Origin of the sequence: Clostridium sp. MSTE9, assembly GCF_000277625.1 — a bacterium.
GTDB lineage: Bacteria > Bacillota > Clostridia > Oscillospirales > Acutalibacteraceae > Faecalispora > Faecalispora jeddahensis.
The window spans coordinates 14,591-35,638 of sequence record NZ_AKFU01000017.1 but is presented as its reverse complement, the minus strand read 5'-3'; the positions used below and the strand labels follow the sequence as shown (position 1 = coordinate 35,638).

Annotated in this window: 21 protein-coding genes; 3 read left to right on the top strand and 18 right to left on the bottom strand. The window is 55.9% G+C overall.

From position 1 onward, the window contains the following. Positions 1 to 16: 16 nt before the first annotated feature. Genes HMPREF1141_RS03865 through HMPREF1141_RS03825 form a run of 9 tightly spaced genes read right to left on the bottom strand, consistent with a single transcriptional unit; the run spans position 17 to position 8,619 of the window. Positions 17 to 1,219, bottom strand: a complete 1,203-nt coding sequence (locus HMPREF1141_RS03865) for a U32 family peptidase (protein ID WP_035316529.1) — start codon at positions 1,217 to 1,219, stop codon at positions 17 to 19. Between the two features lie 2 nt (positions 1,220 to 1,221). Further along, positions 1,222 to 2,538 carry an endolytic transglycosylase MltG gene (mltG, locus tag HMPREF1141_RS03860; protein ID WP_009061205.1) on the bottom strand — a complete coding sequence of 439 codons (1,317 nt, stop codon included), beginning with the start codon at positions 2,536 to 2,538 and terminating at the stop codon, positions 1,222 to 1,224. A 10-nt stretch (positions 2,539 to 2,548) separates the two neighbouring features. Further along, a complete protein-coding gene (locus tag HMPREF1141_RS03855; protein ID WP_009061211.1) occupies positions 2,549 to 3,145 on the bottom strand; it encodes a 5-formyltetrahydrofolate cyclo-ligase in 597 nt (198 codons plus the stop codon). Then, on the bottom strand, positions 3,136 to 3,675 hold the full coding sequence (locus tag HMPREF1141_RS03850; protein WP_009061285.1) for a DJ-1 family glyoxalase III: 540 nt from the start codon (positions 3,673 to 3,675) through the stop codon (positions 3,136 to 3,138). The genes HMPREF1141_RS03855 and HMPREF1141_RS03850 overlap by 10 nt, the downstream gene beginning before the upstream one ends. A 23-nt stretch (positions 3,676 to 3,698) precedes the next feature. Next, on the bottom strand, positions 3,699 to 4,577 hold the full coding sequence (locus HMPREF1141_RS03845; protein ID WP_009061268.1) for a GNAT family N-acetyltransferase: 879 nt from the start codon (positions 4,575 to 4,577) through the stop codon (positions 3,699 to 3,701). Continuing rightward, on the bottom strand, positions 4,577 to 5,485 hold the full coding sequence (locus HMPREF1141_RS03840; RefSeq protein WP_009061262.1) for a phosphatidylglycerol lysyltransferase domain-containing protein: 909 nt from the start codon (positions 5,483 to 5,485) through the stop codon (positions 4,577 to 4,579). Before HMPREF1141_RS03840 ends, HMPREF1141_RS03845 begins: the two co-directional genes overlap by 1 nt. Continuing rightward, positions 5,479 to 6,159, bottom strand: a complete 681-nt coding sequence (locus tag HMPREF1141_RS03835; protein ID WP_009061191.1) for a deoxynucleoside kinase — start codon at positions 6,157 to 6,159, stop codon at positions 5,479 to 5,481. Before HMPREF1141_RS03835 ends, HMPREF1141_RS03840 begins: the two co-directional genes overlap by 7 nt. After that, complete coding sequence (thyX, locus tag HMPREF1141_RS03830) at positions 6,156 to 6,929, bottom strand: FAD-dependent thymidylate synthase (protein ID WP_009061311.1); 774 nt, start codon at positions 6,927 to 6,929, stop codon at positions 6,156 to 6,158. The genes HMPREF1141_RS03835 and thyX overlap by 4 nt, the downstream gene beginning before the upstream one ends. A 4-nt stretch (positions 6,930 to 6,933) precedes the next feature. After that, positions 6,934 to 8,619, bottom strand: coding sequence for a PASTA domain-containing protein (locus tag HMPREF1141_RS03825; RefSeq protein WP_009061186.1), 1,686 nt, complete (start codon positions 8,617 to 8,619; stop codon positions 6,934 to 6,936). A gap of 518 nt (positions 8,620 to 9,137) precedes the next feature. Between HMPREF1141_RS03825 and HMPREF1141_RS03820 the strand changes: the two genes are divergently transcribed. The 3 genes from HMPREF1141_RS03820 to HMPREF1141_RS03810 are packed head-to-tail and all read left to right on the top strand — an operon-like array spanning position 9,138 to position 13,918. Next, positions 9,138 to 10,691 carry a phosphatase gene (locus tag HMPREF1141_RS03820; RefSeq protein ID WP_009061194.1) on the top strand — a complete coding sequence of 518 codons (1,554 nt, stop codon included), beginning with the start codon at positions 9,138 to 9,140 and terminating at the stop codon, positions 10,689 to 10,691. A gap of 16 nt (positions 10,692 to 10,707) precedes the next feature. Next, complete coding sequence (locus HMPREF1141_RS03815) at positions 10,708 to 12,825, top strand: RNA degradosome polyphosphate kinase (protein WP_009061287.1); 2,118 nt, start codon at positions 10,708 to 10,710, stop codon at positions 12,823 to 12,825. A gap of 19 nt (positions 12,826 to 12,844) precedes the next feature. Next, positions 12,845 to 13,918, top strand: coding sequence for an ATP-dependent 6-phosphofructokinase (locus HMPREF1141_RS03810; RefSeq protein WP_009061256.1), 1,074 nt, complete (start codon positions 12,845 to 12,847; stop codon positions 13,916 to 13,918). Positions 13,919 to 14,077: 159 nt separating this feature from the next. Here HMPREF1141_RS03810 and HMPREF1141_RS03805 read toward each other — a convergent pair whose 3' ends face one another. From HMPREF1141_RS03805 to HMPREF1141_RS03765, 9 genes are all read right to left on the bottom strand, one after another. Next, a complete protein-coding gene (locus tag HMPREF1141_RS03805; RefSeq protein WP_035316521.1) occupies positions 14,078 to 14,947 on the bottom strand; it encodes a DMT family transporter in 870 nt (289 codons plus the stop codon). Between the two features lie 347 nt (positions 14,948 to 15,294). Then, entirely contained in the window at positions 15,295 to 15,768 is a 474-nt protein-coding gene (locus HMPREF1141_RS03800) for a hypothetical protein (RefSeq protein ID WP_009061236.1), read from the bottom strand. 362 nt (positions 15,769 to 16,130) lie between these two features. After that, entirely contained in the window at positions 16,131 to 16,550 is a 420-nt protein-coding gene (locus HMPREF1141_RS03795) for a ComEA family DNA-binding protein (RefSeq protein WP_009061198.1), read from the bottom strand. A gap of 17 nt (positions 16,551 to 16,567) precedes the next feature. After that, positions 16,568 to 17,371 carry an HAD family hydrolase gene (locus tag HMPREF1141_RS03790; RefSeq protein WP_009061248.1) on the bottom strand — a complete coding sequence of 268 codons (804 nt, stop codon included), beginning with the start codon at positions 17,369 to 17,371 and terminating at the stop codon, positions 16,568 to 16,570. A 108-nt stretch (positions 17,372 to 17,479) separates the two neighbouring features. Next, positions 17,480 to 18,415 carry an RluA family pseudouridine synthase gene (locus HMPREF1141_RS03785; RefSeq protein ID WP_155863471.1) on the bottom strand — a complete coding sequence of 312 codons (936 nt, stop codon included), beginning with the start codon at positions 18,413 to 18,415 and terminating at the stop codon, positions 17,480 to 17,482. Next, on the bottom strand, positions 18,408 to 18,944 hold the full coding sequence (gene lspA / locus HMPREF1141_RS03780) for a signal peptidase II (protein ID WP_009061216.1): 537 nt from the start codon (positions 18,942 to 18,944) through the stop codon (positions 18,408 to 18,410). Before lspA ends, HMPREF1141_RS03785 begins: the two co-directional genes overlap by 8 nt. Positions 18,945 to 19,037: 93 nt before the next feature. Continuing rightward, on the bottom strand, positions 19,038 to 19,781 hold the full coding sequence (locus HMPREF1141_RS03775; RefSeq protein ID WP_009061244.1) for a DivIVA domain-containing protein: 744 nt from the start codon (positions 19,779 to 19,781) through the stop codon (positions 19,038 to 19,040). Positions 19,782 to 19,796: 15 nt separating this feature from the next. Beyond that, positions 19,797 to 20,558, bottom strand: a complete 762-nt coding sequence (locus HMPREF1141_RS03770) for a YlmH/Sll1252 family protein (RefSeq protein WP_009061275.1) — start codon at positions 20,556 to 20,558, stop codon at positions 19,797 to 19,799. Beyond that, positions 20,558 to 21,040, bottom strand: coding sequence for a cell division protein SepF (locus tag HMPREF1141_RS03765; protein ID WP_009061284.1), 483 nt, complete (start codon positions 21,038 to 21,040; stop codon positions 20,558 to 20,560). Before HMPREF1141_RS03765 ends, HMPREF1141_RS03770 begins: the two co-directional genes overlap by 1 nt. Between the last annotated feature and the right edge of the window lie 8 nt (positions 21,041 to 21,048).

Here is a 21,048-nt window from a genome sequence, read left to right as displayed (position 1 = left end):
TTTCGGCATTACGGAATCATTCGCCGCGCATCCGCCGCAGCAAAGCGCCGGGTTTAACGGGATGCTCGGTTTTTGCCAGAACCCGCATGGTCGCATGAGGGGCCGCGTCGATCGGCGTCATTTCCGCGTCGTACAGCTCGTCGAGCGTGAGCAGATAAGGCTGCGCGCCGGGTTCCAGCACATCCACCGTATCTCCCCGGAAGAAGCGGTTGCGCTGCGACAGAGTCGCCATGCCGTTCTCCCAGCCCTCGCAGACAGCCGCGACCTCGTAATCGCGCACATAGCCGCCGTTCTGGTATACCTGCCCCGGCGTGCCGAAATAAAAGCCGGTGCTGTATTCGCGGTGACTGATTTTGTTCAGCTCCTCGGGAATCCATTCCGGCAGCGGCTCGCCAGGATGCTGCTCACAGAAATCGATCGCGCTGCGGTACGCGTTGACCGTGACCGCCACGTAATAAGCCGATTTGGCCCGGCCCTCGATTTTCAGGCTGCTGATCCCCGCCTTTTGAAGCTCCGGAATATGGCGGATCATACACATGTCGCGGGAATTGAGGATATAAGTCCCCCGGTCGTCCTCCTCAATGGGGAAATACTCGCCGAGTCGTTTTTCTTCTACAAGGCGGTACGACCAGCGGCACGGCTGCGCGCAGTCGCCGCGGTTGGCGTCCCGGCCGGTCAGATAGTTCGACAGCAGACATCGTCCGGAGAAGGACACGCACATCGAGCCGTGCACAAACGCTTCCAGCTCCAGTTCGGGCGGCGTCTTGGCGCGGATCTGCGCGATCTCGTCCATGCTCAGCTCTCTGGCCAGCACCACGCGCGACGCGCCCATTTCATAAAAGACGCGCGCGGTCTCGTGGTTGACGACTCCCGCCTGGGTAGAAACGTGAAGCTCCACGTCCGGCGCGTATTTCTGCGCCAGCTTCATCACGCCGAGATCGGCGACGATCAATGCGTCCACCCCTACCTGCTGGGCATAACGCAGCAAATCGGGCAGGCGGTCGAGCTCATCCACACGGGGCAGCGTGTTGCAGGTCATGTGAACCCGGGTACCTTTCCGGTGGGCAGCCTGAACGGCCGCCGCCAGCTCTTCCGGTGAGAAATTGGCCGGGCCGGCTCTCATTCCGAACTCCTTTGCCGCCAGATAAACCGCATCCGCCCCAAAAGCCAAAGCGGCCTCCAGCCGTTCAAAATCCCCCGCCGGAGCCAATAGTTCCATATTCACTGAGTCAGACCCGCCTTTTTCAAGTTTTTCTGATGCTGCTCCGCTGTCTTGGCATAATAGGCCTTGCCGTCCGCAGAGTGGCAGAAGTAATAATAATCTGTTTTCGCCGGATTCAGCGCCGCGTCAATCGCCGCACTGCCGGGATTTGCGATCGGCCCCGGGGGCAGCCCGACAATGTTATAGGTGTTGTACCGGCTGCTGTACGTATCCCGCTGCGCCTCGGGCACCTGCGCCTTCGTGCGGTAGGGATAGTAGATGGTGGAGTCGCACCCGAGCTGCTGTGTGCCGGTCGCCACGCCGTTTTTCAGGCGATTGTGCAAAACGGAAGAAACCTGATACATATCCTCTTCGTCTGCGGATTCCTCCTGAATGATGGAGGCAAGGTTCAGCACCTGATCGAGCGTCATTCCCTGCTCCTCCGCCTTCTCACGCACCTCGGCGGTCAGCTTTTTGCTCGTGTTGTTGATCATCTTGCCCAGGGCCTGCTTCGGATCCTCGTCCTTATAGAATTCATAGGTGTCGGGGAACAGGTAGCCCTCCAGCAGATAATAGCGATCGTTGTCGTTGCCGATTGTCTTGATCAGGTCGTAGTTATTAAAGTCCTGAGAATTGGCATATTTTAAAATGTCTTGTGCGGAACAGACGCCGTTTTTCTCCATCAGAGCGGCGACCTCCTGCACGTTCAGGCCCTCCTGGAACAAGACCTTCACAATATCGGTACGGTTATTGTTCGTTTGAAGGTAATTGATGATCGCCTCGTAGTCCATATCTGTTGTCAGCTCGTACGTGCCGTGCAGATAGGAACCGTTTGCGCGCGTGATGGTGGAATACAGCTGGAAAAAGCCCGGCTGTTCGATCACGCCGCCGCGGTACAGCACCTTGGCGATTTCACCGACGCTTGCGCCTTTCGGAATCTCGACGGTCACTGAGGATTCCGGTTTCTGGTACGCGAGCATATCCGCCATTCCGGTCACCAGATACTGGCCCGTTCCAATCCCGAGGATAAGGATCATCGACATCCAGATCATGCGGAAAAAACGCCTGTTTCTGCGGCCCTTTTCGTGGCTTCTTTCCCGCAGGGCCTTCTCTTCGGCCTTTTGGGCGCGGCGCTCCGATTCCGCCATCGCCTTACGCGTCTGGGGGCTACTGTAGCTGTGCAGCACATCCGGCTCACCGGCAGCCGGCCTTGACTCCTGCGAAACGGACTGATCCATATCATCGTTGTCATTGATTTCGACCCTGAAATGCTGGGCCCGGTTCTGCCGCTGATCCTCCTGGCCGCGGTTTCGCCGCTGATTGTCGTCGTCGCGCATGACAGACCCCCTATCTTGCTTTCTTCGATGTCCTGCGGACATACTTTTCCGTTACCAACAGATCGACCGATCTGTCGTAATAGCCGTGCGGCAGATTCCACTGAACACAGAAGGAATAGCACACGCCCACCGTAAACCCGCCAAAGCGGGACAAAAAGCGGTCGTAATAGCCGCCGCCATACCCGAGCCGAAAGCCCTGTACGTCAAAGCTAAAGCCGGGCACCAGGCAAAAGCCGCGGGACTCGTCTTCCACCCTTTCACAACGCTGCACAATCGGCTCCATCACGCCGAACGACGCGCGCTCCAGGTCCTGCCAGGAGCGAATGTAATAGAATTCCATGTCGCGGGTTCCCGGAATGCACCGGGGAACAGCCACCCGCTTCTGATTTGCCCAGGCCGCCTGCACAATGGCAAGGGTATCTACCTCCAGCTCTTTGCTGATATAGGTAAATACCGTATCGGCCTGACTGTATTCCCGCAAAGATAGCAGCCGGGACTGGATTTCAGAATCCAACCTCAGCTTTTCTTCCTCCGACAGATCTTCTCTGAGCCTGCGATATTTGCCCCGCAGACCTGTCTTTACCTCTTTGATGTTCTTTACTGGCATTGCATCAAATTCCTCAGCTTTTCCGCGGCTTCTTTGTCCGCCAAAAGATCAGTGAGCTGCAGCGCAAACGCCATCGCAGCCATCGGGCCGCGGCCCGTAATGATTTTTCCGTCCACAGTGACAAGCTCACCGGTATATTCCGCGCCGGTAATTTCAGAAACGAATCCGTCGCTGACCGTGGCGCGCCGGCCCTTTAACAGCCCCATGTGCCCCAGAATCGACGGAGCCGCGCAGATGGCCGCCACATAAGCGCCATGCTCATAGCAGTGCATCACCGTATCCTTTACCACCTGTGACTGCTCCAGATTCGGTGTTCCCGGCAGTCCGCCCGGCAGAACCACCATCTGAAGGCTCTCCAGAGAGATTTCGCTTTCTTCCAGATCAGCTATGACAGGGATTTGATGGGCACCCATGATTTGCCTGCCGCCGACCCCCACTGTCTGAATCGGCACATTGGCGCGCCGAAGCAGATCAACCGCCGTTAAAGCCTCAATCTCTTCAAATCCATTCGCCAAAAATACGTACGTCATTCCAGTCACATCCCCTTTTTCAGTTAATCCAGCGTCAGCCCCAAATAGGCCTTGCCGTTATGTTCCACCGGCCTGAGCGGCCGGAGCATACCAAACCGCCGAACCTCGCCCCTGTTCGGGAACAGCGCTCCGTTTTCCGGCAGGCGCAGGTGATAGCTTTGCGCCGGCATTTCGGCAAGCAACTGCCCGAGAAGCGCCGGGAACGCCGCTTCATTCGCCATCAGCTCGGTCACCTCGCAGGAGCCGTCCTCCAGCAGGCGGCAGAGCGCCCAGGCCGCATCCTCGCCCGACTGCACGGCGATCAGCTTGCCGCCGTACTGGCGGTTAAAGCCCTGCGCAAAGCAGAGCGCGCGCTCATCCCACAAAACGGAACCCCAAAGGGAAGAAAGCTGTTCTTCCCGGATTTGTTTCATCTTCGAATAGCCCAAAACCACCTGCCCGCGCTGCGCCCCCGCGGAAAGCTGCGAAAGCTCTTCCGCCGAAACGGTGACAAAACGGGTAAAAAAGGCTTCTTCGTAACCATAATTCGCGTAGTAATCATACAGCGCATCGCTCGACGGCAGCAGGCACGAAAAGTGCTCGCCGCGTTTCAGGCCCAGATGCGCCGCGGCCCGCAGCAGCGCGCCCATGCAGCCCTGCTTACGGTATTCCGGCAGAGTGGCGGCGGCGTAAATATAGTGGCCGCGCACCTCGCCGCCCGGCTGCACCATGCGCACCGGCAGCATATGCACCATTGCAGCCGCCCTGCCGTCTATTTCGTAGACCAAACAGGTACGCGGCTGAAAGGCATTATTGAAAAAATAGGCAACGGGCCGCTTAGGGTCCCCAAAGCAGACCTGCCATATCGTTTCGAGCTCCGGCTGCATGCCCCAGCGGGCCAGCCTGATGATTCTGCCGCTCATTATTCCGTTCCCTTCAGTACCGCACGGTACTTCTCCAGTATGATTACGGGGTGGTAAGACAGCTTTGCCTTGCGCAGGCCCTCCAGCCCCAGATCCTCTTCCCTGTTGATATATTGGTAGCCCGAGAGATTGCGGCGGGCAAACTCGTTGTTGATTGCCGCGTACAGGCCGTCGTAACCGGCCAGCGCCTTTTCAAAATGAAGCAGGAATACCTGCGGATTGATTTCCTCGCCGATCGTGTAGGCCACCGGCTTACCATCAATGCGGATCAGACCGCCGGAAAGCTTCAGCTCTTCAAAGTTGGCGAACGCTTTTCGAAGCGCGCGCACCTCTTTATCCAGCCCGTTTTCCGGGTCGCATCCGTTCTGGCGGCACCACTCGCAGCTGACCTCGCGGCACGCATCGAGCGTATCGACCGTGACATCCTCATATTCCCACTGATACTGGCGGTTGAATTTGGAAACGTGATTGCGCTTACCGTGGTATTTTCTGCCCGCCAGCTCAATCAGATCGCTGCTGTTATAAATATAGTCCGCGCCGTCTCTGTCGATGCTGAATTCAAAACGGCCCGGCATCGCCTCTTCCATGCGGGCGACCTCTTTTTCAGTCATGCCCCACATCTGAAAGCGAAAGCCCTTTTCCGCCGCGTCGTCAATCAGCAGCTGCAGAGCGTCCCTGAGGCTCCCGGCGCTTGCAGGGTCTGCCACATAAGGGAAATTATAGGTGTGAAAATGCTCGCCCGAGGACAAAAGCACATACCCATCCTGACGGCAAATACGGGAATGATATGATTCATTCCAGATAAGCAGGGTGCCAAACGCGTTCTCGCTCCCCATTTTACCGCTGGCCGCCAAAATCGGCTGAAGCCATTTCCGATCCTCGATCGTTGCATATTCAAATTTTAACATAAATCGCTACATTCCTTTATGATTTCACTTTCCATGATTTCCGCATGGATTTGCTGTGCCGGTTTGATCTGCCCATTTTCGGCGCATGGGATGACAAGCCATCCCAGCTTTTCGGCGCAGTATAATGCGCTTTGCCGGCAGGCAGCCAGAAAGGCGGTGTCCTGCTCGTGCAGATCCTTCTTCGCTTCGTCGCCCTCATACCGTTCCCGGAGCAGACGCTGAGAGATTTCCAGCGGCATGTCCAGATAAATCACGGCGTCCGGTGCGGGAAGCTCCAGTTTATTATACTCAAAATCGCAGACCCAATCCAGGTAGGAATCCCACTCCGAATGGGGCAGCTTCGTCATTTGGTATACCATGTTAGAGGTGGTATACCGGTCGGCAACGATCAGGCTGCCGTTTTCGTAGTCACTGCGCCAGTGGCGCACATAGCTCGCAAAGCGGTCCACCGCGTAAAAGGAGCTGGCCGCAAAGGCGTTGACCTCCTGCGGATGCGCGCCGAGCTCGCCGCCGAGATACATTTTCACCAGCGCGGAGGATTTCTCCTGATAATCCGGAAAAGAAACCCGCCGCAGCCGCACGCCGCTCTTTGTGAGCGCCTCGCACAGAAGCGCGGTCTGTGTGGCCTTCCCGCTGCCGTCAAGGCCCTCGATCACGACCAGCCGGCCGCTCACGGCTGCTCCTCCAGATTTTTGTAATACGCGCGTACCTCTGTCATCTTGCCGCAGCTCATCTTCCCTTCGGGACAGCCGCCGCGCACGCACGGCGGGCCGCAGTGAGAGAACAGGTTCGGCGCGACGCCGCGCACCAGACGCAGCATCTGAATCGCGACCTCCTGAATTTCCCATTGAGCGCGGTTGCAGCAGCGGTGCGAAAAGAAATTGTACAGCGACCGGGCGTTCATGGTACAGATCATTTTGGTTTCACAGGCGTTCGGCAGCACAAAGCGCGCGTCCTCAATCGCCTTTTTCTGCGCCGCGCGGGCAGCCTCTTCCGGCTTTTTGCCCTCCGCGATCATTTGGGCCTGATGTTTTTCCTGCAGCAGGCGGGTCAGAGTTTCATACCGGCGCTGGGCTTCCTCCATCGATTCGATGAATTCCTGCCGTGCCTCGGGGATCGCCTCAATCTCGGGCGGGATCACGTAGCCGAACTGATGCTCCGCTACATATCTTTGGCTCTGCACGCTGTAAGAAGCAATGCGATGACGGGTCATCTGCGCCAGAAACGCGCGCGACACTCCTTCGATCGCAAATGTAAACGATGCGTGCTCAATCGGGCTTTCATGCCCGATCTCAGAGAGCATCTCGACAAAACGGGCGGTTTTTTCCTCTGTGAGACCGTCCATAATATGTTCCACATCCGCAGCGGAATAGCAGAGCTTTGCGGCGGCTGCCACCGTCTGCTCCGGCTGCGGCGTATAAGCGATCAACGCTACCTTTGCCATTGTATTATGTTCCTCCGCTTCCGGCCGGGCCGCCCAGAACGGACGGGTCCGGCCCCTTGCTCAATAAAATCACCACATGGGCGCCGTACTCCAGCGAATCGCCCGCCTTGTGGTCCTGGTAACCGACGGCCTGCCCGGCCGGTACGGTGTCGTCAAACACATCCCGCTTTGCAGGGGTCAGCCCCGCAGACGTAACCGCCAGAGAGGCATCCTCCAGACTCATGCCCCGAATCTCGGGCAGGGAACGCATTTGAGCGCCCTGACTGACGACAACGACGATTTTCACGCCCTTCTGCGCCAGCTCGCCCGCCGTAGGGGACTGCCGGATGATCTTGCCTTCGGCCACCGTATCGCTGAACTCCTGATCAGAGACCAGAATGTCGTAGTCCTCGGTTCCGGCGCTTTCCGCCGCCAGAACGTCGTCAAGCTTCTGCCCCACCAGATCGGGAACCTGAACGCGCTCCGTGCCGGAAAGCTCCGCCGCGTCAAGGCCGTTCATCAGCATCCCGGAATCGGCAGATTCCACAGTCGCCTTCATGGCGGTGGAATCCGCAGCGCCGGCCGTGCCGCCAAAGCTTGGCGGGAACAGCCAGAAGATCCCGATACAAACAAAAACAGCCAAAGAAACCACACCGGAACCGATTGCCCAGGCAATGCCCGGGATGCCGCGTCGGGCGGGCTCCGGTTCCGGAGCAGACTCCGGCGGCAGGGGTTCCTCTATTTTTGCCGTAACAGTGGGCGCTGCCGAAAGCTCAGCCCGCAGGCGCTCAAAATGAGGGGTTCGTTTGGACGGCATCACCTGCAGAGCGTTGGCCAGGCCGGTGATCACATACGGGGGCAGACTTTTGAGCGTACTGGTCGGGATCATCAGCCGCGAATCCCCCTTGCGGCGCAAAGCATCCTGCGGCAGAGCGCCGGTCAGCGCAAAAAACAGACATGCGGCAAAGCCGTACACGTCCGTCGACTCATCCGGCACATAATTCATCACATATTGCTCGAGCGCGGCGCAGCCCGCCACCAAGTCCGGCGGCAGGTCGGTATCCATACGGCGCACGGCGTCCAGCTCAAAATCGGTCAGTTTCATGCGGCCGTCCTGCAGAATCACCAGCGTGTCAGGCGAAATGCCAAGGTGATTTACGCCCTTGGAATGCAGTGTGGAAAGCGCGGACAGCACCGGCATGAACAGCGGGCGGGCGGCATTCCAGTCCAGGCTGCCGCCGCGGCGCTCCACAAAATAGCGCAGTGTGATGCATTCTTCCCACTCCGCTACCGTATAGGCCGTTCCGTTTTCTTCAAAAATATCGTAAATCTGCTCGATGGCAGAAAGCTGCCGCATATGTGCCAGCTCACGCGCATCATTTAAAAAGGAGGTTTTATATTCCTGAAACGTGACCTCACTGCCGTCTACCACACGCACCGTCTGGCTGTCCGGCAGGCGCTCGCTCATCGTCTGGGGAAAAAACTCACGAATCAACGTTTTGATATTCAGCACACTGTCGTAGCCGATATAAGAGATTCCCTCTCCGTTGCTCTTGCGGGCCAAGCCGATCATATATCGATTTTGCAGCATGGTTTTGAACGGCAGCGCGTCCGGCCGCTGCGGCTCATCCGTCGGACACCCGCAATGAGGGCATGGCTCGCCCACGGGCCGCTCCGACATACAGTTCATGCATAGCTCAAAGTCAGTCATACTGGTTCCTCCATAATGCTATTATGGACACACAAAGCAGGCGTTATCCCGCCGGTTGGCGCCACAGCCCTCTCCGGCGGATAACGCCGGGCATTCCGGATCAGCCCGGCTGTTTTTCGGGCGGAACGCACACCACCCGATTCTTTATATTTAAGAAGTATACCACAATCTACCGGCAAAACGCAATACCTCGCGTCTGACTCTCATTTTGGGGCTCCGGTTTTGCGACATTTTTCGCAGAATTTTAAAGGGAAGCGAATTGATATTCTATGCCCTGTTTGCTATAATAACCTCACGGCGCAAGCCGAAGCAAAGCTTCGGGCGCCTGAGAGAACATTGAAGCATGATAACACTGCTCAAGGTACCGCTTTTGAGGAAAGAAAATACCCTTACCGTTGTTATCATGCTATAATCATACAATCATAAAAAGTGCGGATTTCTTTCCCGTCTTCAGCGGAGAAGAAATCCATCCTATTATTTGAGTATACTATTTCATATTGCAGAGGAGGGACTGTGGGATGAACCGTAAAAAGGGAGGCAAAGTGGCCGCTGTTATTGACATCAGCTCGAGCATGCTGAAAATGAAAATTGCTCAGCTGCAAAAGGACAAAATCGTCACGCTGGATCGGCTGGAATACCCCGTCAAGATTGGCTCTGAGGTGTTTCACGGCGGGAAAATCAGCTTTGAAAGCCTTTGGAATATTTCCTCCACCCTGCACGGATACAGCGATGTGATGAAGGAATACGGCGCCGAGCAGCAGCGCGTGGTGGCCACCACGGCCCTGCGCGAGGCGAAGAACCGGGATTACATCACCGACCAGCTGAAAATCCAGAACGGGATCACCGTACAGGTTTTGGAGGACGACCAGGAAAAAACGCTGATCTACTCCGAGGTTTTGAACTCGATCCAGGCCATGCCGAACTTTCCGGCCGGCAACACCCTGATTTCGTTCATCGGCACCGGCAGCATCGGACTTTCCATTTTCGACGGAACGAATATGATCTTCTCGCAGAACATCTCCATCGGGCCGATGAAGCTGTACAACATGCTCGGCAGCATTCAGGAAAACAGCGGCGATTTCGATACGGTGGTAGAGGAATACCTGAACCTGATCGTGAAGCACATCCCCATTCCCGGACGCCTGAAGAGCATCCGCAACCTGGTGCTGGCAGGCAGCGAGATCGAGCTGATTGCGCGCATTTGCAGCGTTACACCCGAGCAGGGGCATTACATCATCCAGTCGGAGCTGATCGGCCGCCTGCTGCAGGAGGTTCGCGTCATGACGCCGGACTCTCTCGCTGCCAAGTACGACATCACCGATGCCAGCGCACAGGTGCTGTACCCGGTGCTGGTAATTTACATGCAGCTTTTGCAGCTGACGCACGCCGACCGGGTGATCTGCCCGAAGGTAGAGCTGTGGGACGCTCTTCTGCGCCAGATGCTGGTACCGAAAAGCAAAAAGGATTACGAAACCCATGTCGTAAACAGCGCGATTTCGTGCGCGCAGTGGATCGCCGACCGCTACCGCTGCAACCGCTCGCATTCGGACGCGGTGCGCCGTTTTTCGTGCCGGATTTTTGACAAAACCAAAAAGATTCACGGCATGGATTACAAGAGCAGACTGATTCTGGAGCTGGCCTGCATCCTGCACGACGCGGGGTATTACATCAATTCCAAAGAGCACCTGAACAGCACGTTCGATCTGGTCAAGAACATCGACATTTATGGCCTGACCGACCGCGAGGTGCTGATGATCGCGTTTTTGTCCAGCTACGACGAATACTGCGTACCCAGCGACGACGACCCGGAATTCAACCGCCTTGACAAACAGACCCGCCTGATGATTTCAAAGCTCGTGGCGATTTTCCGCCTTTCGAACGCGCTGGATAAATCGCAGACGCAGAAGCTGGAGGATATTACGATCAAGCTGGAAAAAGACCGGCTTGTGATCACGGGCAGCAGCGACGGGAACCTGACGCTGGAAAAATGGGCGTTCGATCTGTGCGCGCCGTTTTTCCAGGAGGTATTCGGGATTCATCCCGTACTGAAAATCAAAACGCTGATGCTTTGAGAGAGGGGGAAACACTATGGGTGAGAACAAACAGCTCCCCTTTATCAACCGGGAACTGAGCTGGATGGATTTTAACTGGCGCGTTTTGGAGGAGGCCTTTGAAAAGGAAAATCCCGTCATGGAGCGCCTGCGGTTTTTGGGGATCACCTCTTCCAATCTGGATGAGTTTTTTATGGTGCGCGTAGCGGGCGTCAAGGCCCAGGTGCACTCGGGCTATAAAATTCCCGACCTTTCCGGCCTGACGCCGGATGAGCTGATGGTTCGCCTGACACGCAAAATCCGTTCGTTTACCGAGCAGCAGTATACGTCTTTGCACCGCTCGATTCTGCCGGCCCTGCGGAAGGAGAACGTCTTTTTCTGCGCGCCGAGCGACCTGAGTGAGGAACAACAGAATTTTCTTTCGGATTATTTTGATAAGATTCTGTACCCGGTGCTGACGCCGCTCGCGGTAGACCGCAGCCGCCCGTTCCCCATGCTCACAAACAAGAGCCTGAATCTGGCGGTTCGCCTGAAGGGCGAAGAGGAATCCCTGTTCGCGGTGGTACAGGTGCCGTCGATCCTTTCCCGGTTTTTGCTGGTACCCGACCCGGAACGAAAAATTTATGTGCTGCTGGAGAATATTATCTCTTATAAAATCAACAATCTGTTCGGCATGCACCACATCGAAGCCTGCTCGCCCTTTCGATTGACGAGAAACTCTGATTTGGAAATCGACGAGGACGCCGAGGACCTTCTGACCGAGGTGCAGAAATCCATTAAAAAGCGCAAGCGCGGGCGGCCCGTGCGGCTGGAACTTTTGCAGAACTGCGACGCCGAAATCAAGGATTTTCTTGTAGAGATGCTCGACCTGAAGCCGAACGACCTGTTCGAGGTGCCCGGGCCCATCGACCTGACATACCTGACCAAATTTGCGTCCCTGCCGGGGTACGACGCTTTGTGCTTTGACCCGATCAAGCCGGTCTATCCCCCCGCGGCCTTCTGGGGCTATGACGATATTTTCGAGGCCATTCGGGAAAAAGACCGGATGGTGCACCACCCGTACGAAAGCTTTCAGTGCGTGGTCGATTTTGTCAGCCGCGCGGCCGATGACGCGGATGTGCTGGCCATCAAGCAGACCCTGTACCGCGTCAGCGGCCATTCCCCTATCATCGCGGCGCTGATCCGCGCGGCGGAGAACGGCAAGCAGGTAACGGTGCTGGTAGAGCTGAAAGCCCGCTTTGACGAGGAAAACAACATCAACTGGGCCAAAAAGCTGGAACAGGCCGGATGCCACGTCATCTATGGCCTTGCGGGCCTCAAGACCCACTGCAAAATCCTGTTGGTGGTGCGGCGCGAGGAAGACGGCATCCGCCGGTACGTACACATGGGAACCGGAAATTACAACGACTCCACCGCCAAAATCTATACTGACATCGGCGTGTTCACGTGCCGCGAGCCGTACGGCATCGACGCTTCGTCGCTGTTCAACGTGCTTACCGGCTATTCCCGCCCGCCGGAATACCGCAAATTCGTGGTGGCGCCGCAGGGAATGCGGAACGTTTTTGAACGCATGATCCGCCGCGAAACCGAAAACGCGAACAAGGGGCTGCCCAGCGGCATCACCGTAAAGGTAAATGCTCTGATCGACCCGCAGATGATCGAACTGCTGTACGAAGCATCGCAGGCCGGCGTGCCGATCCACCTGATCGTGCGCGGCATGTGCAGTCTCATTCCCCGGCTGCCAGGGCTGAGCGAAACCATCACCGTGCAGAGTATTGTGGGCCAGCTTTTGGAGCACAGCCGCATTTACGCCTTTCAAAACGGGGGCGACCCCAAAATCTATATGGGCAGCGCCGACTGGATGCCCCGTAACCTGGACCGCCGGGTAGAGCTCGTGTTCCCCATTGAGGGCGAAGAGCTGAAGCGCCGCGCGTTTGAAATTCTGGAAATTCTGCGCAGCGACAATGTCAACACACGCATGATGCAGCCGGATACGACTTACCTGCACGTCAGCCGGCGCGGCAAGGCCGCCGTCAATTGCCAGTCTTTGTTCTCCACCATGGCGAGAAAGAGCCTGACGGAACTGAAAAAATCGGAGGAAAGCAAGCTGATGGAGCCGATCCGCGATGCGGATAAGGCGAAGCGGCTCAAATAACGGAAAGGGGCCCACAACGATGAGAGTTGGAATTCTGACCAGCGGAGGCGACTGCCAGGGGCTAAACGCCGCGATTCGCGCCGTAGGAAAAGCACTTTACGAAAAATTTGAGGACGACGTTGCCATATTTGGAATCCGCGACGGATACCGCGGCCTGATGGAGGGCGATTACTGGGAGATGTCCCCCCGCGACTTTTCCGGTATTTTAACGCTGGGCGGCACGATTCTGGGCACCTCGCGCCAGCCGTTTAAAGAGATTCGCGGCCCCGAGGGCAGCCAGAGCGAAAAGGTTGAGCAGATGAAGAAAAACTATAAGAAGCTCAGGCTCGACTGTATTGTGATTCTGGGCGGCAACGGCACCCACAAAACCGCGAACCTGCTCAGCGGGGAGGGGCTGAATGTGATCACACTGCCCAAAACCATCGACAACGACCTGTGGAACACCGAAATGACCTTCGGCTTTTCCAGCGCGGTGGAGATCGCTTCGATGGTCATCGACTCCATCCACAGCACCGCCACGTCGCACGGGCGGGTGTTCATCGTGGAGCTGATGGGCCACAAGGTGGGCTGGCTGACGCTGCACGCGGGCATCGCGGGCGGCGCGGATGCGATTCTCCTGCCCGAAATCCCCTATAACATCGATTCCATCAGCCGTGCGCTGCAGCAGAGGAAGCGCTCCGGCAAGCAGTTTTCGATTCTGGCCGTGGCGGAGGGAGCCATTTCGGATAAAGAAGCGGCCCTTTCCAAAAAAGAACTGAAAGCACAGCGGGCCAAAATGACAGAGCCTTCCCTTTCTTACCGTTTGGCCAAAGAGATCAGCGAGCGCACCGGCAACGAGGTGCGCGTGACGATTCCCGGTCATTTTCAGCGCGGCGGCAGCCCCTGTCCTTATGATCGCGTGCTGGCGACCCGCCTTGGCACCGCCGCGGCCCAAATGATTCAGGATCGCCATTTCGGCTGCATGATGGCCCTGCAGAACCAGAAGATCGTACCCGTTCCGCTGGGAGAGGTGGCAGGCAAGCTCAAGGCTGTTCCGCTGGACTGCGAGATGATTCAGTCCGCGCGGGACATCGGCATCAGCTTTGGCGACTGAGCCTCGACGACATCAGATACAAAAGAAATCATCCCCAATATAAAAATGGAAAAGGCCGGATTTTCAGTGTTGAAAATCCGGCCCTTTCCTTGTCGTCAGGATATGGATACTACTTTAGAAAAGTTTAAAATGCAGTTTCAGTTCCCCTACCCTTGAAAGTCAGTTAGAGGACACCCTTTTCGGCAGCGAGCTCACGACCATCCCCATAAGGATAAATACCGACCCCAGATACCCGAAAGCAGACAACTGCTCACCTAACATCAGATAGGCAGACAAAGCGGTAAAAACAGGCTCTGTGCAAAAAGCGATCGATGCAAAAACAGGAGAGATATGCTTTAATGCAATGTTTTGCAGAAGATAAGCGATAAACGTACACCCCGCTGCCAAATAAAGGATGGAAAGCCACCCGGAGGCAGATACATGATAAAGGGAACGAAAATCCTCCAGCATAACTGAAAAGAAGAGTGAAATCAGGGCAGTCACTCCTGATTGGACTGTTGATAAAACGACAGGTTCGATTGTGCTGACAAGCTTTGCGCTGAATGTAAGTGTGACGGCTAAACAAAACGAACTGATCAGCGCCATAAGTTCACCAATCCCAAAAGCATTCTCTCCACTAATGCCACAAATGAGATACAAACCCGTAAGCACCAGCAGCACAGCGCCTGCTATTTTCTTTTCAGGTTGCGTTTTGTGAACCAAAAGGGCCAAAATGGGGGTAAACACTACGGACAAAGCCATCAACAGCCCGGCCGTGGTCACAGGCGCAAATTGCAGGGACAGCGTTGATAAAATAAAAGATGCGGCTGTCATAACGCTGATTGGGATACATTTTTTCAGTTCAGTGCTGTATTTTGTCAGTATTGGAAAGAAAAACAGAACAAACAAACCAAACGATAAAAAGAAGCGGATCGTCAGACAATAAAATGGCGAGATCGATTGCAGGCCAATTTTAGTGACGGTATTTCCAACGCCCCAGAGGACGCATTCCAAAACAATAAAAGCATGATAGGCCAGCTTTTTATTCATATTATAATTCACTCCAAACATAAAAAAGTCATTGGCTGCTCACCAATGACAGAAATCCGTTTACTGCCATGTGGGCATAACGACCCACGGCTATTCCCTTTCAGGGATAGCCGTTAGCAGTAACGATGGAGTTTATTATTTAAAATATGAATTACGGCTAAATTCACAGTGGCCACTCCTTTGCCTTGATTGTAACAGACAAAGAAGCGGCACACAAGTAGAACCGGAATTTTATTTACAATAAATTTCTGTATTCCGAAACATCCCGAAATGTCAAAAGGCTCATAGCGCGAAGTTTGCTCTTGGCCTTATAAAATTAATTCACTCCGCACGGGAAAAGTTTGCCGTCATTCCCCGTCCTTCGGCGCGGAATCTTCCTGAGAAACCGCGGGCTGCTCCAAAGGAGTCTGTGGCTGGAACTGCTCCTGCGGCGCGGTCTGCAGCGCCGGAATTTCGTCTGTCGGTTCCACTCTGGGGCGCACAGAGGGGGTCTTGATGTGAAATACGATCTGAACGACAAACAGCGCCAGCGAAACAAGGCAGACCATCCAGAGATAGCTTGACCAATGATAGATGTCGGGGGCATTGTTGTCCGCCAGAACCCCCTGGAACATCAGACCCATCGCCAGCGACACGCCGCACAGCAGGCTGATGAGAAGGTCCAGTCTGCCGCGCTTCGGGTACAGGGGTCTATGCTTGCTCCTCAAATAAAAATACACGCTGCGGGCCGCGTTCAGCAAAATAATCGCCAGCGCCAACAGATATGCGCTGAAATTCCAAAGGTAATGATTCATGATATCCTGCAAGGGACTCACCGCCATAAACTTCTCCCCCTCTGCTTATTTTCCTTATTTTACCCATTTTCCCTGCATTTTGCAAGTAATTCCTGCGGGATTTGCGCAGATGCAGAGTAAGAGGGGACTGCATCCTTGGTAAGGATGCAGTCCCCTCTTACTCATCTTTGTCTTAATTCAATAAACTGCTCGCTATCGGACCCGCACCGGGGACATCGAAAATCCTGGGGAAGCTCACTGCCGATAAAAATATATCCGCAGATTCTGCATCGAAATCTCTTCTGGTTTTCCGAGAGCATGTCGTTCTGTCCGTTTTCCTGCATTGGATCTTCCCCTTTCTTATGTAGATATCAAAACCTGTGCGGGGCAGTCGGCCCCGTCGGGGGTTTTCACTCTGCTGCTTCCACCGTCACAAGCTCTTTGAGCTTTTCGAATGTTTTTTCACCGATCCCGCCTACCTGCATCAGCTCCTCCGTGCTCTGGAAGGCCCCGACGGATTCGCGGTAAGCGATGATCTTCTGCGCTGTTGCCGGACCAATTCCGGGCAGCGTTTCCAGCTCTTCGGCATCTGCCGTATTCAGATTGACCAGCGCGGTCTGCTCCACCGGCTCCGGCTCGTAGCCCTCCGGCTGAGAAACGTCGTCCGGTGCGGAGGGAACCGCCGCCTGCGCCGCAGAAGAAAGGTCTGTTTTCACCACGGCCGTCAGCGTTACCTGCGGCACAAACAGCACGTTATACCCGATCATCAAGGCGCAGAGAATGATCGCGACGGCAAGCAGCCAGCGAACCTGACGGGCATCCTGATCCATTCTTCCACCGCCACCCCTTATTCCGCGCGTTCCAGATATTCAATCAGGTCGGCTACCGCGCCGTCTCGGCAGTCGCCTACGACGAGATCAGCCATCTGCCGAATGTCCTGCGGCGCATTGGAGGGCACTGCTGCAAAACCGGCGGCGTGCAGCATCTCCACATCGTTATAATAGTCGCCGATCACCACCAGATTCTCACGAGGCAAGCCGGTCTGCCGCAGAATCTCTAACAGGCCGCTGCCTTTGTCGACTCCTTCGGGCAGCATTTCCAGAAAGCACTTCTCGCTCTGCACAAAACGGACTCCGGGGTGCGCAAAGGACTCGGTAAAGGCCTGTATTTTCAGCTTGGTTTCGGGGTCGGCGGCACACAACGCCTTGCACCAGTGGTCGGTAATTTCGCCTGCGTCTATCTCTACACAGGGCAGGTTCTCATTCCCCAGATGCGCCCTGACATACTGATTCGCGCGCAAAACAAACTGCCTGCGCTGCGCGAATACCTCACAGCCTATCTCCGGAAAGTGTTCTGTGAGAAGGCGGGCATAGTCCCTCGCTTGCGGCGGCAGAAAGAACGCCTTGGCAATCTCATCCTGCTCATAATCGTATAAAATAGAGCCGTTCAGCATCACACAAAGCCCCTTGGGCTGCACCTGGCGGCAATAGCGCTCTCCGGAATTCACGGAGCGCCCGGTCGCCACGGCAAAGCGGCCGCCCTGCTCCTGAAACCGCCGGATCGCATCGATATTGCGCTGCGGTATCGTATGGTTTGCACCAATCAGGGTACCGTCAAGATCAGACACCAAGAATATATCCTGAAGCTTCAAAAGAGAACCTCCTTATACTATCACCAGCGACGAAAAGTAAAAAAACAGGCATTGCCCCCATATCTTTAGCAGGGGAGCGCCGCTACAATTCCAAATTTTTATGGAAGATCAGTACGGCTGACTGCGCAGACGTGCCAGAAAATCGGTAAAATACGGCGGAAGCGGACTTGTCAGCTCAATATACCGGCCGTCGCGCGGGTGACAAAAGCCGATGACTCTCGCGTGCAGGCACTGGCCGTTCAGCGAGGGAATCACTTTTTTCGGCCCGTATACCGGGTCGCCCGCAACGGGGTGGCCCAAATACGCCATATGCACCCGAATCTGATGGGTTCGGCCCGTTTCAAGCCGCAGACGCACATAGGAAAAGCCGGGCAGTTCCTCCAGCACCTGATAGTGCGTGACTGCGCGGCGGCTGTTTTTCTGCGTGACCGTCATCTTCTTGCGGTCGGTCGGGTGCCGGCCGATGGGTGCATCCACCGTGCCGCTTTGCTCGCGAAGATGGCCGTATACCACGGCCTCGTATTCACGGGTAAAGGAATGCTCTTTAATCTGCGCGGCAAGGCTCTGGTGGGCAAAATCATTCTTCGCGACGATCAAAAGGCCGCTGGTATCTTTATCAATACGGTGCACAATGCCGGGGCGGATGACCCCATTGATTCCGGACAGGGAATCGCCGCAATGGTACAGCAGCGCGTTGACAAGCGTTTTGTCGCGGTTGCCCGGCGCGGGATGAACCACCATGCCCTTCGGCTTATTGACTACCAGCAGGTCGTCATCTTCATAGACGATATCGAGCGGGATGTTTTCCGGTTTCGCCTGCTCCATAGGGGCAGGGTCCGGCAGCAGCACCTCGATCGTCTGGCCCTCGGCCACCCGGTCGTTCTTAGAAAGCGGACGCCCGCCGCACAGCACCGCGCCCGCAAGCATCAGCTTCTGCACGCCGGAGCGCGTCTGGCCCTCCAGCAGCTCGCTCACTGCCAGGTCCGCCCGGGCATCCTGATGCTCCGCCCCGATTACCAGCAGCTTTTTCTGCACCTTAACCACCCATTCTGTGATTTCTGTTCTGATTGTAGTGCGCGTATTTGGCATAACGCCCCGGCTGCTTGGGCCGGCCCCTGTCGTCTGCAAAGAACAGCAGGTAGATCACCAGCAGCGCACAGCCAACCGTGACGCAGATGTCCGCAAAGTTGAATACCGGCGGGAAGAACTGAAAGTGAATATAATCCACCACATACTGATAGCGCAGCCGATCGATCATGTTTCCGATTCCACCGGCCAGAATCAGCGTGAGCGCCGTACGGGTCAGGGCGGTGTGGCCGCGGTAAAAAATCAGCGCCGCCGCGATCAAAAGGCAAACCACAGCGGTAACGGCAATAAACAGCCACTGGTAGTTCGCCAGTATGCCGAACGCCGCGCCGCGGTTTTCCACGTAGGTAAGCTGAAAAAAGCCCGGGATCAACTCAATCCGGCCCAGTGGTTTCAGCTGCTCCACCACCGCGGCTTTCAGAACCTGATCTACGGCAATCCCCGCCGCTGCCGCGACGAAGGACAAAAACACTGCAATATAAGGCAAAAGAAACTCCCTCTCTTTCAGGAAAAAAGGGCGGATCGCTCCGTCCCTCCTCCATCTATGAAATACTCCGGACCCGGATTTCGGGTGATGTACTTATTCTTCTCCGGATTCATCCACTTCATCAAATTTTAAAACATCATAACGCAGGTCGTGATTCGGCGACTCTGTATCGAACACCGCGGCGTCGACAGAAAAGTCGTCCTTCTCCGGTTCCGGGGTGTACTCCGGCTCCGGCTCTGCGGGCACGGGAGGCTCCTCGGGCATATAGTGGCTCTGCTGCTCCGGCTCCTCCTGCTCTTTCTCCGGCTCGGCTGCGGCATGGCTGCCTTCCTGCGCAAACTCTTCCTTGCGGCTGGGGATCGCATCGATCAGCGTCAGATGCTCTTTGTAAATCGCAAGCAGCTTGGTGCGGAATTCGATGACCTTTTTCTTCAGCTCATCCAGCTCGCGCTGCTGTTCAACCACATCCGCCTTGGCGGTGCCGAGAATGCGCTCGGCCTTCAAATTCGCGTCCTTCAGGATGATTTCTGCCTTATGGCGCGCCTCCCTGACAGAAGATTCGCCCAGCTTCTGCGCGCTGACCAGAGCGGTTTTGATCTCGCTTTCTTCCTGACGGTAATCCTCAATCTTTTCCGCCAGAACGGAGAGTTTTCTCTCCAGCTCTTTCTTTTCGTTTGCCAGTGTTTCGTACACTTCGGCCTGCTCCATCGTTTTTTTCAGCAGTTGGTCGTAGGAATCCTTCACCTGATCAATAAAGGCATCTACATCTTCGGTACGATAACCGGAAAAATTCGATTTGCGGAAGCTGACATTGATAATATCGTTGAGAGTAAGCACGACAAAAACCTCCTGTTATCTGTATTTTCTTCCACTCAAGTTCACACGGCCCCGTTTGGTTTCGGGCCCGATCTGATCCAGAATAAACCGGCCCTTACCGCGCACGGAGAGACGGTCGCCGTCTTTGACCGCCGCGGAAACCGACATAATTTGCACGCCGCCCAGCAGTACGCCGCCCGATTCCACCAGGCGCGCCGCTTTCTCGCGGCTGATGCGCAGTGCCGCAGCGACGACACAATCCAGCCTGGGCGAAGCGATCACCGTACTGAACGGCTCAAAGCCAAGGCCGCCCGGCAAAGGCTCGGTAAAGCCGGGGGTAAGCCGCACCCCCACCCGGCCGATCTTTTCCACCTGCGTCTGTACGTAGCCGGCCATTTCTTCGCGTAGGAATAAAACGCCCCGGCCCGGCTCGATCAGAAGATCACCCACCGTGTCGCGGGTAATGCCAAGCGCCATCAGCGCACCGAGAAAATCCCGGTGTGTGAGCTTGTCGCAATCGCGGAAGGCGGCAGTAACGGCACAAATGGGGAACGACTCCGGCTCCGGCTCAAGGTAATCGGGGAACGCGCCAAACATCACGCGCTCCGCCCCTTCAAAGCCGCCCCAGAATAAATAGTGGAAAAAGCCCTCCCGGCGCAGAACACCCTGTGCCGAGAAGGCTTCCGCTTCTGACAGAAAGCCTACAAAAACCGGCTGAGACCGCCGGGAACATAGGCGGACCGCATCCAGGAGCCTTGCCTCCAGTATGGCGTTATCCCCGGGGGAATTCTGCTTCATCAGAAATAAACGCCGTTGTTTTCCAGCTCGTCGAGCACGTCGTCGCCGGTCAGCTCTACATTATACGGGGTGATGATAAAGGTGCTTGCCGCAACACGCTTGATTTTGCCCCCGTTTGCGTAAGCCACGCCGCTGAGAAAATCGATGATGCGGCGGCTGATGTCTTTATTGGTGTTTTCAAGGTTGAGCACCACGGTGTGCATTTTTAGCAGTTCGTCTGCCACGGCACGGGTTTCCTCGCCAAAACGCTCGGGCTTGAAGAGAACCACCTGCAGCTGCGTGGTGGCGTGAATATTCACGACCTTATTGCTGCCGCCAGTGCTGCCGCCGCGTCTTGCCGTTTCACGCTCGCGGATCGTATCCGCGTGATTGTCCGGGCCAGAGATGATCTCGTCTGCGCGATCATCTACATATTCCTCATCCTCATACTCATCTTCAGGGGCGCCCAACATATCTTTAAATTTTTGAACCAATCCGGCCATTCTGATGC